This window comes from Citrobacter sedlakii NBRC 105722 (assembly GCF_000759835.1).
In the GTDB taxonomy this organism is placed as follows: Bacteria; Pseudomonadota; Gammaproteobacteria; order Enterobacterales; family Enterobacteriaceae; genus Citrobacter_A; species Citrobacter_A sedlakii.
On record NZ_BBNB01000008.1, the window covers coordinates 1 to 15,599 of the forward strand.

The following is a 15,599-nucleotide window of genomic DNA, read 5'->3' on the forward strand; positions in this document are numbered from 1 at the left end:
AATTCTGAAGCTGCAAGGAGAAAGTGAAAATTATTTACTAACCGCTCACTTTCCAGGCAAATCATTCCGCGAACCTAAATTTTCGCCTGGTTTTTAAACAAAAACGAGCCGCAAGCGGCCCGTTTTTGTATTTTGTGACTTACTGCACTGCCACGATCCGATCGCCATTCGCTTCCAGACGAATGGTTTTGCCTGGAATTAACTCGCCGGACAGAATTTGCTGCGCCAGCGGGTTTTCGATCTGTTGCTGAATAGCGCGTTTCAACGGACGTGCGCCATACACCGGATCATAACCATTTGCGCTAAGCAGCTTCAGGGCGTCATCAGAGATATGGATTTCATATCCACGCTCTTCCAGACGTTTATACAGACGCTGCAGCTGGATTTTAGCAATCGAGGCAATATGCTGTTCACCCAGCGGATGGAATACGACCACCTCATCGATACGGTTAATAAATTCCGGACGGAAGTTATGGCTCACCACGCCCAGCACCATTTCTTTCATATGGCTGTAGTCCAGATCGCCGAAGCGTTCCTGAATCAGATCGGAACCCAGATTAGAGGTCATAATGACAACCGTATTGCGGAAGTCGACCGTTCTCCCCTGCCCGTCAGTCAGACGTCCATCGTCCAGAACCTGCAACAGAATGTTAAATACATCCGGATGCGCTTTTTCCACTTCATCTAACAGGATGACGGAGTAAGGACGACGGCGAACCGCTTCGGTCAGATACCCGCCCTCTTCATATCCGACATATCCCGGAGGCGCACCGACCAGGCGAGACACTGAGTGTTTCTCCATAAACTCGGACATATCGATACGCACCATCGCGTCGTCGCTATCAAACATAAAGTTCGCCAGCGCTTTGCAAAGTTCGGTTTTACCCACCCCGGTTGGCCCGAGGAACAGGAAAGAGCCAATAGGACGATTCGGATCCGCCAGCCCCGCGCGGCTACGGCGAATAGCATTCGATACCGCTTCTACCGCTTCGTTCTGACCAATGACGCGGCTGTGTAGCTCCTGTTCCATTCTCAGCAGTTTTTCACGCTCGCCCTCCAGCATTCTCGCGACAGGAATACCGGTCCAGCGCGCCAGCACTTCGGCAATTTCCGCATCTGTCACTTTATTACGCAGCAGACGCATCGTTTTGCCTTCAGACTGGGTGGCCGCCTCAAGCTGTTTTTCCAGCTCCGGAATTTTGCCGTACTGCAGTTCAGACATCCGCGCCAGATCGCCCACGCGACGCGCCTGCTCAATCGCAATCTTCGCCTGCTCTAACTCAGCTTTAATGGTCTGGGTTCCGGAAAGCGAGGCTTTTTCCGCCTTCCATTCCTCTTCCAGCTCAGAATACTGGCGCTCTTTGTCTTCCAGTTCTTCATTAAGCATGTCGAGGCGTTTCTTGCTCGCTTCATCAGACTCTTTCATCAGCGCCTGCTGTTCCAGTTTGAGCTGGATGATACGGCGGTCGAGTCTGTCGAGTTCCTCCGGTTTGGAGTCAATTTGCATACGAATGCTGGAAGCCGCTTCATCGATCAGGTCGATGGCTTTATCCGGTAACTGACGATCGGCAATATAACGGTGTGACAATGTCGCCGCCGCCACGATAGCCGGGTCAGTGATCTGCACATGGTGGTGCAGTTCATAACGCTCTTTCAGACCACGGAGGATCGCGATGGTGTCTTCAACGCTAGGCTCTGCAACAAACACCTTCTGGAAACGACGCTCCAGCGCGGCATCTTTTTCAATGTACTGACGGTATTCATCAAGCGTGGTTGCCCCCACGCAGTGCAGTTCACCACGCGCCAGCGCAGGTTTCAGCATGTTCCCGGCATCCATTGCGCCGTCCGCCTTACCCGCGCCAACCATGGTGTGTAGTTCGTCAATAAACAGAATGACGTTGCCTTCCTGTTTCGCGAGATCGTTCAATACGCCTTTTAAACGTTCTTCAAATTCACCGCGGTATTTCGCCCCTGCCACCAGCGCGCCCATATCCAGCGCCAGTACGCGACGACCTTTTAATCCTTCCGGCACTTCGCCGTTAATGATCCGCTGCGCCAGTCCTTCCACAATTGCGGTTTTACCGACGCCCGGCTCACCAATCAAAACCGGGTTGTTTTTGGTACGACGTTGCAGTACCTGGATGGTACGGCGAATTTCTTCATCACGACCGATCACAGGATCGAGCTTGCCCTGTTCGGCGCGCTCGGTCAGATCGACCGTGTATTTTTTCAAGGCCTGACGTTGGTCTTCCGCCCCTTGATCGTTCACGCTTTCACCTCCGCGCATCTGTTCAATTGCCTGAGTGATATTGGCGGTTGTTGCGCCAGCCGATTTCAATAAATCGGGCAGTGTGCCGCGAGACTCAAGCGCCGCCAGAACGAACAGTTCCGACGAAATAAAGTTATCGCCCCGTTTTTGCGCCAGCTTGTCGCAAAGGTTAAGGACGCGCACCAGATCCTGCGACGGTTGCACGTCGCCGCCGGTGCCTTCCACCTGCGGTAAACGGCTCAGCGCTTCATCGATGGCGGTGCGTAACTGTCCTGCGTTAATACCCGCAGACGTTAATAAAGGACGAACCGAGCCCCCTTCCTGATTCAGCAAGGCGCTCATTAAATGTAAAGGTTCGATGAATTGGTTGTCGTGCCCCAGTGCGAGCGACTGGGCATCGGCAAGAGCAAGCTGGAATTTGTTGGTAAGACGATCCAGACGCATAACTCCTCCCATAACAGGTCAAATTTGCTACTGGAGATTAAATGAGGTCATCCCTCAATTATTCAAGGTTAATGACCTGAATTATGTGAAAAGAAAATTACACGTACCGGATCGTCTTGATTCTTTAGGTTATATCAGCCAAATAAAACTTGCCATACGCCCCGTGGTCTTGTCGCGACGATAAGAGAAGAAAGTCTCATTTTCACTAAAAGTACAGCGATTGCCGCCGAATATTTGCTCAACGCCGACATTTGCCAGCCGTTGACGGGCAAGCTGATAAATATTCGCCAGATATTTTTCGCCATGCGGCGCAAAGGCTTCGTGCGCACGGGCGTCCTTAATACAAAACGCCTCACGCACCTCAGCCCCCACTTCAAAGGCTGTCGGGCCGATGGCCGGACCCAGCCACGCCATAATATTTTCAGGTTTATCCGCAAAGCAGGCGAGCGTTTCTTCCAGCACCCCTGCACATAATCCGCGCCAGCCCGCGTGGGCCGCCGCGACTTCTGTTCCTGCCCGGTTGCAAAACAGTACCGGCAGGCAATCTGCCGTCATTACCGCACATACCGCGCCCGGCGTGTTGCTGTATGAGGCATCCGCACGTCTGGATGCGTAAGGGCCACCAGTCAGTTTCAGCACATCCTTACCATGAACCTGTTCCAGCCAGACGGGGATTGAAGGCAAATTGCCCGCAGCAAACAGCCGATTACGGTTCTCTTCAACATGCGTCGGGTTGTCGCCACAGTGGGCGCCCAGGTTCATCGCATCATAAGGCGGTAAACTTACCCCGCCGATACGGGTCGAACTGCATGCCGCCACGCCTTCCGGCAGTGGCCACTGCGGGACAATGAGCATACTCATAACCAGGCCACGTCATCCTTATGTTCTTCAAAATCCGCGCGCATGGCGTCGATAAGCTCAACCATATCCTGCGGAATTGGCGCATGCCATTCCATTTCGATACCGGAGATCGGGTGATACAAGCGCAGCATAGTGGCATGCAGCGCCTGGCGATCGAACTTACGCAACGTGGAGATAAACGCCTCCGAGGCGCCTTTCGGCGGACGCGGGCGACCGCCGTATACCGGGTCGCCCACCAGCGGATGGGTAATGTGCGCCATGTGCACGCGGATCTGATGGGTACGCCCGGTTTCCAGACGCAACCTAAGACGCGTGTGCACACGGAAGTGTTCCATGATGCGATAGTGCGTGACCGCCGGTTTTCCCATCGGATGCACCGCCATGTGGGTACGTTTGGTCGGGTGACGGCTGATAGGCTCTTCCACCGTGCCGCCCGCGGTCATATGACCGATAGCGACGGCTTCGTATTCACGGGTGATCTCGCGCAGCTGAAGCGCCTCGACCAGACGCGTCTGCGCCGGAACGGTTTTCGCCACCACCATCAGACCGGTAGTGTCTTTATCCAGACGGTGGACAATACCCGCGCGCGGCACGTCGGCAATCGGCGGGTAGTAATGCAGCAAGGCGTTTAATACGGTGCCATCGGGATTCCCGGCCCCCGGATGCACGACCAGATCGCGAGGTTTGTTAATAACAATGATGTCATCGTCTTCATAAACGATATCCAGTGGGATATCCTGAGGCTCAAAGCGGATTTCTTCATCGATCTCCGCGTCGATAGCGACCTGTTCACCGCCTAAGACTTTTTCTTTCGGTTTGTCGCAAATTTTACCGTTGACCAGCACGCGCCGATCGAGAATCCATTCTTTTATGCGCGAACGTGAATAATCCGGGAACATTTCGGCCAAAGCCTGATCTAAGCGTTGACCGAGTTGATTTTCGGATACCGTTGCGGTGAGTTGTACTCGTTGTGCCATATACAGCTTCTTCGTTTAACGTTGGGTTTTACGGCTTTGCCGTTTAATATAGTGTGCTATTGTAGCTGGTCTTAACCGGGAGCAGGAACAGAGAATCTCCCGCAAAAACATTTTGAGGAAAGTCAAAACGTCATGACGCGCATGAAATATCTGGTGGCAGCAGCCACGTTGAGCCTGTTTTTGGCGGGTTGCTCTGGTTCAAAGGAAGAGGTGCCCGATAATCCGCCTAATGAAATCTACGCGACTGCTCAGCAAAAGCTGCAGGACGGTAACTGGAAACAGGCAATAACGCAATTAGAAGCGTTGGATAACCGCTATCCATTCGGCCCGTATTCCCAGCAGGTGCAGTTGGATCTCATCTACGCCTACTACAAAAACGCCGATCTGCCGCTGGCTCAGGCCGCTATCGATCGCTTTATCCGCCTGAATCCGACACATCCCAATATTGATTATGTCATGTATATGCGTGGCCTGACCAATATGGCGTTAGATGACAGCGCGCTACAGGGCTTCTTCGGCGTCGATCGCAGTGACCGCGACCCGCAGCACGCACGCGCTGCGTTTAATGACTTTTCCAAACTGGTGCGCGGCTACCCGAACAGCCAGTACACCACAGACGCCACTAAACGTCTCGTGTTCCTGAAAGATCGTCTGGCGAAATACGAATATTCCGTGGCGGAATACTACACCAAACGTGGCGCATGGGTCGCCGTGGTGAATCGTGTGGAAGGTATGCTGCGTGATTTCCCGGATACCCAGGCCACACGCGACGCTCTGCCGCTGATGGAAAACGCCTACCGCGAAATGCAGATGACGACCCAGGCTGAGAAAGTGGCAAAAATCATTGCCGCCAACAGCAGCAACACCTGAACCGCGATTTCGCAAGCAAAACGGCAGCCCAAGGGCTGCCGTTTTTTTATTCGTTTCGCATCACGTCAGGCCCGTTTTCCCGGTAACCTAACTCATCAACTATGGCCCGCTTTTCCCCTTTCCTCAAGTGAAATATCACCTTCTCCTGCGATGCCTCACAAAAAGGCTTCCTTGACAAAAAGTGACAAAATAATGTGATTCAAATCACACATTTTGACATTAGGAACGGTATGCTGAAATCACCAAGACGGGAAAGACAAGAGGTAAAATTTATGACAATGAACATTACCAGTAAACAAATGGAAATTACTCCGGCAATTCGCCAACATGTCGCAGACCGTCTCGCCAAACTGGAAAAATGGCAAACACACCTGATTAACCCACATATCATTCTGTCCAAGGAGCCACAGGGTTTCACCGCTGATGCCACCATCAATACACCAAACGGACATCTGGTCGCCAGCGCAAAACATGAAGATATGTATACCGCGATTAACGATTTGATCAACAAGCTGGAACGGCAGCTCAATAAAGTGCAGCACAAAGGCGAAGCGCGTCGCGCAACCGCGTCAGTTAAAGACGCAAACTTCGCTGAAGCAGACGAAGAATAGTCCCTTACATTGAGTGTATCGCCAACGCGCCTTCGGGCGCGTTTTTTGTTGACAGCATGAAAACAGTGCGGGTACTTTACTAGCGTCACTTAAGGAAACTGATATGCAACTTACGCCGTTCTTCTTCGCCTTCTTTTTTACCTTCCCCTGAACGGGAGGCTTTCGTCGTGTGAAAAAGAATGCGAAGACGAATAACAAGGCCTCCCACTCCGGGGGGCCTTTTTTATTGATAACAAGAAAGGCAACACTATGACATCGGAAAATCCATTACTGGCGCTGCGTGACAAAATCAGTGCGCTTGATGCAAAACTGCTGGCGTTACTGGCCGAACGGCGCGGGCTGGCGGTCGAAGTGGGTAAAGCGAAGCTTGAATCCCATCGACCGGTACGCGATATCGACCGCGAGCGCGACCTTCTGGACCGGTTGATTCAGCTTGGCAAAGCGCACCATCTGGATGCCCATTACATCACCCGCCTTTTTCAGCTTATTATTGAAGACTCGGTTCTTACCCAGCAGGCGCTGCTCCAGCAGCATCTGAATAAGATCAATCCCCATTCTGCCCGCGTGGCGTTTCTGGGACCAAAAGGCTCTTACTCCCATCTCGCCGCCCGTCAGTACGCCGCGCGTCATTTCGAACAGTTCATTGAAAGTGGTTGCGCGAAGTTTGCCGATATCTTTAATCAGGTCGAAACAGGACAGGCTGACTACGCGGTGGTGCCCATTGAAAACACCAGTTCAGGCGGCATTAACGATGTCTACGATCTCCTGCAGCATACCAGCCTTTCCATTGTGGGCGAGATGACGATTGTGATCGACCATTGTGTGCTGGTCTCCGGCACCACCGATCTCGACACCATCGACACGGTGTACAGCCATCCGCAACCGTTCCAGCAGTGCAGCAAATTCCTCAATCGTTACCCGCACTGGAAAATCGAATACACCGAAAGTACTTCCGCAGCGATGGAAAAAGTTGCGCAGGCGAATTCTCCGCGCGTGGCGGCATTGGGCAGCGAGGCGGGCGGCGTGCTGCATGGCCTGCAAGTGCTGGAACGTATTGAGGCGAACCAGACGCAGAATATCACCCGCTTTATCGTACTGGCACGTAAAGCAATTAACGTGTCCGATCAGGTTCCGGCGAAAACCACACTCCTGATGGCGACGGGCCAGCAGGCCGGCGCCCTGGTGGAAGCGCTGCTGGTTCTGCGTAATCATCATCTGATTATGACTCGCCTGGAGTCCCGCCCTATCCACGGCAACCCATGGGAAGAGATGTTTTATCTTGATATTCAGGCCAACCTGGAAGCGCCAGAAATGCAAAAGGCGCTGAAAGAGCTGGGCGAAATTACCCGCTCGATGAAGGTGCTGGGCTGCTATCCGAGCGAAAACGTTGTTCCGGTCGATCCTTCTTAACGTTCGATAAACGGCTTTTTCTTCATCCCTGCCACCCTCGCCGGCAGGGTGAAGATCGCCCCGGAAAGCGGATATTCCGCCACCTCCTCTTCGCTCATGTTTTCCCGCGTGGTGGTGATAAACAGCGTTTTCATGTCGTCGCCGCCAAAGCAGACCATTGTCGGACAACGCACCGGCAACCGATATTCCTCAAGCTGTTCGCCCAGGGGAGAAAAGCGGGCAATCCGCCAGCCGTCGAACAACGCGCTCCAGTAGCAGCCTTCCACGTCCATTGCCGCACCGTCCGGGATCCCCTCCCCGGCCTGAAAACGACGGAACGCCTCACGTTTTCCCGGCTCGCCCTGCTCGTCCAGCGGCGCACGCCAGATCACGCCGTTTGGCGTATCAGAGGTATACATCCATTGCTTATCCGGACTGAACGCCAGCCCGTTATGCCCGTGGATATCACATTGAATCACCTTTGGCGTTAGGTCGTTATCGATGCGCATCAACATCGCGCCGTTATAGTCTCCGGGGCCCCAGAAGGTCCCGGCGTAAAAACGTCCGTCATGATCGGTGCCGCCATCGTTGAAACGCGCCAGCTGCGGGTTCGACGGGTTATCGCACACTTTTCGCTGAAGCAGACCGTTTTTATCGGTCAGCCAGATAGCATTACGCAACGCAACAATAAATCCGCCACGCTCGCGCAGCGCAAAGCATCCAACCTCTTCCGGGAACGCCAGAACGATGTGTTCTCCTGTCGTCAAATGGTAGCGATGGATCTCTCCTTCCAGAATATCCGCCCAGTAGAGCGCATTCTCGCCCGCACTCCAGGTCGGGCATTCCGGCAACTGTCCGGTATAGTCAAATAACACGCGTGGTTCAGCCATGACGAATCCCCAAATAAAAAAACCAGCGGTAGTCCCGCTGGTTTTTCAGTATAACCCTCCTGACGCTAACGATGCGGAAAAACCACCAGCGCATTCGTAGGCCAAAGGGCGTTACACGCTGGCCCGAATCAGACCAGCGTGAGGATTATTGTCGGCTATCGTTGGCCTGTCGCAGTAAGGTACGGCTTTCCTGCTGGAAGCGTTTCGCGTAGTCCCCGAACCAGTGCTCGACTTTGCGGAAGCTGTCAATAAACGCCTGTTTATCTCCCTGTTCAAGCAGACCGATCGCCTCGCCAAAGCGTTTGTAGTAGCGTTTAATCAGCGCCAGATTACTTTCCGACGACATAATGATGTCGGCGTACAGCTGCGGGTCCTGCGCAAACAGCCGCCCGACCATTGCCAGTTCGAGGCGATAAATCGGCGAAGAGAGCGCCAGGAGTTGTTCAAGCTGCACGTTTTCTTCCGCCAGATGCAGCCCGTAAGCAAAGGTCGCAAAGTGGCGTAACGCCTGGATAAACGCCATATTCTGGTCATGTTCCACGGCACTGATGCGGTGCAGTCGCGCTCCCCAGACCTGAATCTGCTCAAGAAACCATTGATAGGCCTCCGGGTTTCGCCCGTCACACCAGACTACCACCTGTTTCGCCAGGCTACCGCTGTCCGGACCAAACATCGGGTGCAGACCCACCACTGGCCCGTCATGGGCGGCAAGCATTGCCTGCAACGGCCCATTTTTCACTGAGGCCAGATCCACCAGAATACAGTCGGACGGTAAACGCGGCAGTCGAGCAATCACTTGTTCAGTGACATGGATAGGCACGCTGACAATCACCATCCCGGCATCCGCGACGATCTCCGGCGCGCGATCCCAGTCCTGCTGTTCCAGAATACGCACCTTGTAGCCCGACAGGGTGAGCATTTTTTCAAACAGTCGTCCCATCTGGCCGCCACCGCCGACAATGACCACCGGACGCAGCGTCGGACAAAGCGTTTTAAACCCTTTGTCGTTTTCGCTGGAATAGGACTCGCGCATCACCCTGCGCAGCACATCCTCAATCAGATCCGGCGGTACGCCCAGCGCTTCCGCTTCCGCACGGCGCGAAGCCAGCATAGCGGCCTCGCGCTCGGGGACATAAATAGGCAGCCCAAAGCGGCTTTTGACTTCGCCGACCTCCGCCACCAGTTCCAGGCGACGCGCCAGTAAGTCCAGCAGCGCCTTATCCACTTCATCAATTTGATCGCGTAATGCGGTCAATTCAGCCACCATAACAAACCTCTTAAGCCTTGCGCGCCGCCAGCTGGCCGTTCAGGTCTTTGTGAATTTCACGCAGCAGCGCATCCGTCGTTTCCCAGCTAATGCAGGCATCGGTAACGGACACGCCGTATTTCATATCGCTGCGCGGTTGCTCAGAAGACTGATTACCTTCGTGAATATTACTTTCAATCATCAAGCCAATGATGGAACGGTTGCCATCTTTAATTTGCGCAACCACAGACTCCGCCACGGCAGGCTGACGACGGTAATCTTTATTGGAGTTACCATGACTGCAATCTACCATCAGTGAAGGCCGCAGTCCCGCCTGCGCCATCTCTTTTTCGCACTGTTCGACATCAGCCGGACTGTAGTTCGGCGCTTTACCACCGCGCAGGATCACATGTCCGTCCGGGTTGCCCTGCGTTTGCAGCAGCGCAACCTGCCCGGCCTGGTTGATCCCCACAAAGCGGTGCGACTGGGCGGCGGCGCGCATGGCGTTAATCGCCGTCGCCAGACTGCCGTCAGTGCCGTTTTTAAACCCGACCGGCATCGACAGGCCGGACGCCATTTCACGGTGAGTCTGCGACTCCGTGGTGCGCGCGCCAATAGCCGACCAGCTAAACAAATCCCCGAGGTACTGCGGACTGTTTGGATCCAGGGCTTCTGTCGCCAGCGGCAGTCCCATATGAACGAGTTCAAGCAGCAACTGACGCGCAATCTTCAAACCCGCTTCAACGTCGAAAGAGCCATCCATATGAGGATCGTTAATTAACCCTTTCCAGCCGACGGTGGTACGGGGTTTTTCAAAATAGACGCGCATCACCAGGTAGAGGCTATCGCTGACCTCTGCGGCAAGGGCTTTAAATCGACGGGCGTATTCAAGAGCGGCATCAGGATCGTGAATAGAACATGGACCACACACCACCAGCAGACGCGGATCGCGCCCGGCGATAATGTCAGAAATGGTTTTGCGCGACTGGGCGATCTGCGCCTCTTGCGCCTGACTCAGCGGGAATGCCGCTTTGAGTTGTTCCGGGGTCATCAAAACCTGTTCGTCGGTGATGTGTACGTTGTTCAGCGCGTCTTTTTGCATGATGGCGATCCTGTTTTAGCTCGTTTGCGATAGTTGTCCTCAGCGAGGATGACGTAACGATAACACAAAGAGTAAAGATATCAATCCAAAATACGTAAAGTTTATTGTACAAGCACCTATAATACTGATTATGACACGCACAGATTCGTACACTTTACTTTACACGCAATTCTGTCGCGGATTTTAAACTTAAATAAAATTGTACGATTACGGCAAGAAAGATAAAAAAAACCGTCCCGGCAATATTGATTAATAAGATTTAACTTAAGGACAAAACATAAATATCTTTGGCGTAATGACGCCTATGCAAAATAATGTTATTTTGCTGCAAACAATCAAGGATGTATTTAATGCGTTACGAAAGATACGGGTGAGGACGCCGCTCATGTTCTATTCTCACCGACTTCTGGTGCTGCTGATGCTATTGCTGGCAGGATCGCCGGTTTATGCTCAGGAATTACCCGATGACGCCAAAAATGTGCGTGCAATTGTCTCAGGCATTGTGAGCTATACGCGCTGGCCTGCGCTCTCCGCGCCGCCCAGGCTATGCATTTTCACTTCATCCCGTTTCGTTAGCGTATTGGGTGACAGTGACGATACCTCCCTGCCCTATCAACCTGTTATTATTCGTAACGAACAAGAGGCGCTGGTCGCACGTTGTGATGGCGTTTATTTCGGCAATGAATCTCCGGCCGCTCAGGTTGAATTAGCCAATAAATATCCCTCTAAGGCTTTGTTATTAATTGCGGAACAAAATGCCGAATGCATTATTGGCAGCGCCTTTTGTCTTATTATTCAAAATAATGATGTCAGATTCGCCGTAAATCTGGATTCTCTGGCGCACAGCGGCGTCAGGGTCAATCCGGATGTACTGATGCTCGCACGGAATAAAAAGCATGGATAAGGATCTTTCCCGCACGACGCGTCCAACGTTTAAGCGAGCCTTGAGACGCATAAGCATGATCAGCGTGGTGGTGACCATGACGTTGATCTGGCTGTTGCTTAGCGTCGCCTCTGTGCTGACGCTGAAACAGTATGCGCAAAAAAATCTGGAACTGACCGCCGCCACCATGACCCACAGTCTGGAGGCCGCGCTCGTGTTCGCAGACGATGCCGCAGCGACCGAAACGCTGGCGGCGCTCGGCCAGCAGGGTCAGTTTTCTGCCGCCGATGTACGCGATAAAAATGAGAACGTCATCGCCAGCTGGCGCTATAACGCACAGGAAACTGACGACAAACTCAGTGGTTACATCAGCCAGTGGCTTTTTCCATTGCCGGTCGCGCAACCTGTCTGGCATAACGGGGAAATCATTGGCGAAGTGCGGATAACCGCCCGTGACAGCTTAATCAGCCATTTTCTCTGGCTGTCGCTGGCCGTCCTCACCGGCTCGATCCTGCTGGCGTCCGGTATCGCCATCCTCCTGACGCGCCATCTGCACAACGGCGTCGTCGTAGCGCTGCAAAATATCACCGACGTCGTGCACGATGTGCGTACCAACCGGAATTTTTCCCGTCGCGTATCAGAGGAGCGAATTGAGGAGTTTCACCGTTTTGCCCAGGACTTCAACAGCCTGCTGGATGAAATGGAAGAGTGGCAACTGCGTCTCCAGGCGAGGAACGCCCAACTGCTACGCACGGCACTGCACGATCCGCTGACCGGACTGGCTAACCGCGCTGCTTTTCGCAGCACGATCAACGCGCTCATGAATGATGACGCCGCCCGCAGTAGCTCAGCGCTGCTGTTCCTTGACGGCGACAACTTTAAATTCGTTAACGATACCTGGGGCCATGCGGCGGGAGACCGGGTTTTGATCGAAGTGGCTAAGCGACTCGCGGAATTTGGCGGCAACCGCCACCAGCCCTATCGTCTTGGCGGGGACGAGTTTGCGATGGTCCTCTACGGCGTACATTCCGAATACGAAGTGCAGCGCATATGCGCCGCGCTGGCGCAGGAATTTAACCGGCCTTTTGACCTGCACAACGGCCATCTGACCAGCATGACGCTGAGTATGGGCTATGCCCTGACGTGGGAGCACGCCTCAGCCGAAAAATTACAAGAACTGGCCGACCGCAATATGTATCTGGCCAAACATCAGCGTGTCGAACGCGTGATCAAATAATAAGGATTCCCCCATGCTGAAACGTCTTTTATCGCCTTTTGTTGTTGCTCTCCTCCTGGCTGGCTGCCAGGCGCCGCAGGGAACGTTTACCCCGCAGCAGGTCGCTGCCATGCAGTCATACGGGTTTACCGAGTCGGCGGGGAGCTGGTCTTTGGGTATGTCGGACACCATCCTGTTTGATAAAAACGACTATAAGCTGCGTGCTGAAAGTCAACGACAGATCCAGACAATGGCTGCCCGTCTGGCCTCCGTTGGCCTGAAACATGCGCGCATGGACGGACATACTGATAATTATGGCGAGGACAGCTACAACGAAGCCCTGTCCCTGAAACGCGCCAACGTTGTGGCCGATGCATGGGCGGAAGGCGCGCAGATCCCGCGTAGTCATCTGACAACGCAGGGATTAGGCAAAAAATATCCTGTCGCCAGTAACAAGACCGCAAAAGGCCGTGCTGAAAACCGCCGCGTCGCCGTAGTCATCAGCACGCCTTAAGTCTTAGTCGGCTGACTGCGCCAGAACCCTGCGCGAGGCGCTATACCAGCGTAGCCAGTCGACCAGCATAAACAGCATCAAACTTAGCCCCAGAACCGGCATCGCCATGCCCAACGTAACCGCCAGCAACACTGACCCGACGCGTCCCCCGCCGTTCAGCATTAGCCAGCTTTCCAGCAACGTTTGCGCCGGACTGACCGCAGGGCGCGCAGGGCGACGTATCCACCACATCCGGTAGCCCAGCGCAATCATCACACAAAGCCCCACGCCAAAGCCTATCAGCAGCAGTTGATTAGACAGGCCAAACAGAATGCCCATATGAAAATCCACGCCCCAGCGGGTCAGTTTCGCCATCAGAGGAAACTGCGTGAAGTCGATACTGTCGATAATCTGCAATTTGGTCGGGTTGACGGAAACGGCATCGACCTGGGTGGGCCAGCGACGATCGATTTCGCTGACCGTCCAGCCATGCTGCGTGTCTTTCGCCGGACGAATTTCCACTTCGCTGGCGTCAATTCCCGCCGCCTGCGCCGCCTGCAGCACAGGATCAAACAAGCGGATATCGACAGGCCCGGCGGACATGCTCATCGCGCCATGGTGTCCCGCATGTTCATTCTGCGCCGGACTGTGCCCGTGAAGCTGCGTATTCACCTGCGGCGTCAGCCAGCCAAACGCCGTACGCATCCGATCCACGTTACCGCCCGCCCATTGCGACCACGTCAGGCCAGTGGCAGAAAAAAGCAGCATTCCAGCCAACAGCAGCCATCCGAACGAAACGTGCAGACGACGGTATTTCTGACGCGGATTGTTCAGGCGACGCTTTGGCCGCGTGAGATACCAGAGCATTGCCCCACCCAGTGCCGCCACCCACATCCATGAGGCGGCCAACTCACTGTAAATACGTCCAACCTCCCCCAGCAGCAATGATCGATGGGCGTAATCTATCCACTGACGCAGCGGTAAAATCCCGCTGGTGCCATAAACCGTCATATCCCCTTTTATCGCCAGGGTAACGGGATCGATAAAAATAGCCCGATGCTCCGAGGCGGCAAGCCGCGGATCCGCAAACATAACCCGTGTCGTCCTCCCCGGCTCGAGTCCGGGACGGACGGCGTGCAGGGGTTGTGCGTTTCCGGCGAACCGTTGAGCGGCGTCAATTTGCGCCGCCAGCGACTGCGGCTGACCTTGCGCAGTCCCTGTAAGCGCCTGCGCGTAGAGCGACGCTTCCAGCTGTGGCGTCGCGACATAAAGCGTGCCGGTCAGCGCGGCAATAAAGATAAAAGGCCCAACGAACAGACCAATGTAGAAATGGAGACGCCGCAGCAGGGTAAGCCATGCCGCGCGCGGTGTGCAGGTTGTCATACTTTTCCTCAGAAAAAGCAAAAAGGTGTCGTGACGCTTGCGCGCACAATCTTATTTTTCAGGGTCAGGAAGCAGTAGAGCAGCACGGAGGCGCGCGGGTATCAGGATACAGCCAGGGGAAAAAGTGCCAGTGGTTTACCGATGGGCGTGTTGGTCGGTTCATCTGCCTGAGCAACAGGTCACCGGGCAGAATCACCCGCGCCAGGAGCAGGCCCGGCACATGCGCCAGTAGCACACAGTAACCGCACGCTTCACCGTGATCGACAGTAAGCGGGGTGAAAGACGAAACATCGTGATGCGGCGCGTGGTCCGCCGTCATGTCCATTTCATGATGCATGCCCGGCATAGCGCGCATCGGATCTTTTTGCAGCGCGATGGAGATCGGCGGCGAGATGATTATCAGCAGGATCGCAAACAGCGCGAGCCATGCCGCGTTGCGCTGAACACCTGGCTGACGAAATTGCCCGATAACCACGATCCCTCCCGCAAGACACGGCAGGCATTGTAAATGATTTATGAATTAATGGTTAACGCTACGAGCTTTCGGGGATAAAAAAAGGGCCAGCCATCTGGCCAGCCCCTTCTAACAGGATGTCGCCTGAGCGATATCTTAGTTAAGACGCTCTTTGATACGAGCAGCCTTACCAGTACGCTCACGCAGGTAGTACAGTTTAGCTTTACGAACGGCACCACGACGTTTGACAGTGATGCTGTCAACAACCGGAGAGTGAGTCTGGAAGACACGCTCAACGCCTTCGCCGTTGGAAATTTTACGAACAGTGAATGCAGAGTGCAGACCGCGGTTACGAATAGCGATAACCACGCCCTCGAATGCCTGCAGACGTTTTTTGGAACCTTCAACAACCCATACTTTCACTTCCACGGTGTCACCCGGACGGAAGGAAGGCACGTCCTGCTTCATCTGCTCTTGTTCAAGTTGCTTAATAATGTTGCTCATAATTTAA

At 54.1% G+C, this 15,599-nt stretch carries 16 protein-coding genes and 1 other annotated feature; of the genes, 7 read left to right on the forward strand and 9 right to left on the reverse strand.

Going from position 1 to position 15,599, the window contains the following annotated elements:
• Positions 1-139: 139 nt before the first annotated feature.
• The 3 genes from clpB to rluD all read right to left on the reverse strand — a co-directional run bounded on the left by clpB (position 140) and on the right by rluD (position 4,551).
• Positions 140-2,713 (reverse strand): ATP-dependent chaperone ClpB, encoded by a 2,574-nt coding sequence (clpB, locus tag CSE01S_RS11275; protein WP_042288239.1) that lies wholly within the window; start codon positions 2,711-2,713, stop codon positions 140-142.
• A 129-nt stretch (positions 2,714-2,842) separates the two neighbouring features.
• Positions 2,843-3,574, reverse strand: a complete 732-nt coding sequence (gene yfiH, locus CSE01S_RS11280) for a purine nucleoside phosphorylase YfiH (protein ID WP_042288241.1) — start codon at positions 3,572-3,574, stop codon at positions 2,843-2,845.
• Positions 3,571-4,551 (reverse strand): 23S rRNA pseudouridine(1911/1915/1917) synthase RluD, encoded by a 981-nt coding sequence (rluD, locus tag CSE01S_RS11285; RefSeq protein ID WP_042288245.1) that lies wholly within the window; start codon positions 4,549-4,551, stop codon positions 3,571-3,573. The genes yfiH and rluD overlap by 4 nt, the downstream gene beginning before the upstream one ends.
• Before the next feature lie 132 nt (positions 4,552-4,683).
• Between rluD and bamD the strand changes: the two genes are divergently transcribed.
• From bamD to pheA, 4 genes are all read left to right on the forward strand, one after another.
• Positions 4,684-5,421 (forward strand): outer membrane protein assembly factor BamD, encoded by a 738-nt coding sequence (gene bamD / locus CSE01S_RS11290; protein ID WP_012906713.1) that lies wholly within the window; start codon positions 4,684-4,686, stop codon positions 5,419-5,421.
• A gap of 272 nt (positions 5,422-5,693) precedes the next feature.
• A complete protein-coding gene (raiA, locus tag CSE01S_RS11295; RefSeq protein ID WP_042288251.1) occupies positions 5,694-6,032 on the forward strand; it encodes a ribosome-associated translation inhibitor RaiA in 339 nt (112 codons plus the stop codon).
• A gap of 102 nt (positions 6,033-6,134) precedes the next feature.
• Positions 6,135-6,259 (forward strand) — a sequence feature (Phe leader region).
• Complete coding sequence (gene pheL, locus CSE01S_RS23310) at positions 6,136-6,183, forward strand: pheA operon leader peptide PheL (RefSeq protein ID WP_187375663.1); 48 nt, start codon at positions 6,136-6,138, stop codon at positions 6,181-6,183. It overlaps the preceding feature by 48 nt.
• A 22-nt stretch (positions 6,260-6,281) precedes the next feature.
• The gene (gene pheA, locus CSE01S_RS11300) at positions 6,282-7,442 is read left to right on the forward strand and encodes a bifunctional chorismate mutase/prephenate dehydratase (RefSeq protein WP_042288254.1); all 1,161 of its coding nucleotides are present in this window, start codon (positions 6,282-6,284) and stop codon (positions 7,440-7,442) included.
• Here the strand turns inward: pheA and CSE01S_RS11305 are convergent.
• The 3 genes from CSE01S_RS11305 to aroF form a co-directional block, all read right to left on the reverse strand.
• Positions 7,439-8,311, reverse strand: coding sequence for an SMP-30/gluconolactonase/LRE family protein (locus CSE01S_RS11305; RefSeq protein WP_042288257.1), 873 nt, complete (start codon positions 8,309-8,311; stop codon positions 7,439-7,441). The genes pheA and CSE01S_RS11305 overlap by 4 nt on opposite strands.
• A gap of 145 nt (positions 8,312-8,456) precedes the next feature.
• Positions 8,457-9,578, reverse strand: a complete 1,122-nt coding sequence (gene tyrA / locus CSE01S_RS11310) for a bifunctional chorismate mutase/prephenate dehydrogenase (RefSeq protein WP_042288259.1) — start codon at positions 9,576-9,578, stop codon at positions 8,457-8,459.
• Positions 9,579-9,588: 10 nt separating this feature from the next.
• A complete protein-coding gene (gene aroF, locus CSE01S_RS11315; RefSeq protein ID WP_042288262.1) occupies positions 9,589-10,659 on the reverse strand; it encodes a 3-deoxy-7-phosphoheptulonate synthase AroF in 1,071 nt (356 codons plus the stop codon).
• Positions 10,660-11,044: 385 nt separating this feature from the next.
• Here aroF and yfiR point away from each other — a divergent pair, with 385 nt between their 5' ends.
• The 3 genes from yfiR to CSE01S_RS11330 are packed head-to-tail and all read left to right on the forward strand — an operon-like array spanning position 11,045 to position 13,272.
• Positions 11,045-11,563, forward strand: coding sequence for a regulatory sequestration protein YfiR (gene yfiR / locus CSE01S_RS11320; RefSeq protein WP_042288265.1), 519 nt, complete (start codon positions 11,045-11,047; stop codon positions 11,561-11,563).
• Positions 11,556-12,779 carry a diguanylate cyclase DgcN/YfiN gene (gene dgcN, locus CSE01S_RS11325; protein ID WP_042288268.1) on the forward strand — a complete coding sequence of 408 codons (1,224 nt, stop codon included), beginning with the start codon at positions 11,556-11,558 and terminating at the stop codon, positions 12,777-12,779. The genes yfiR and dgcN overlap by 8 nt, the downstream gene beginning before the upstream one ends.
• 13 nt (positions 12,780-12,792) lie before the next feature.
• Positions 12,793-13,272, forward strand: a complete 480-nt coding sequence (locus tag CSE01S_RS11330) for an OmpA family protein (RefSeq protein WP_042288272.1) — start codon at positions 12,793-12,795, stop codon at positions 13,270-13,272.
• Between the two features lie 3 nt (positions 13,273-13,275).
• On the opposite strand, the gene CSE01S_RS11335 is transcribed toward CSE01S_RS11330, so the two are convergent.
• From CSE01S_RS11335 to rplS, 3 genes are all read right to left on the reverse strand, one after another.
• Positions 13,276-14,634, reverse strand: a complete 1,359-nt coding sequence (locus tag CSE01S_RS11335) for a PepSY-associated TM helix domain-containing protein (RefSeq protein ID WP_042288276.1) — start codon at positions 14,632-14,634, stop codon at positions 13,276-13,278.
• 64 nt (positions 14,635-14,698) lie between these two features.
• Positions 14,699-15,103, reverse strand: coding sequence for a DUF2946 domain-containing protein (locus CSE01S_RS11340; protein WP_042289027.1), 405 nt, complete (start codon positions 15,101-15,103; stop codon positions 14,699-14,701).
• A 141-nt stretch (positions 15,104-15,244) separates the two neighbouring features.
• On the reverse strand, positions 15,245-15,592 hold the full coding sequence (gene rplS / locus CSE01S_RS11345) for a 50S ribosomal protein L19 (RefSeq protein ID WP_000065254.1): 348 nt from the start codon (positions 15,590-15,592) through the stop codon (positions 15,245-15,247).
• Between the last annotated feature and the right edge of the window lie 7 nt (positions 15,593-15,599).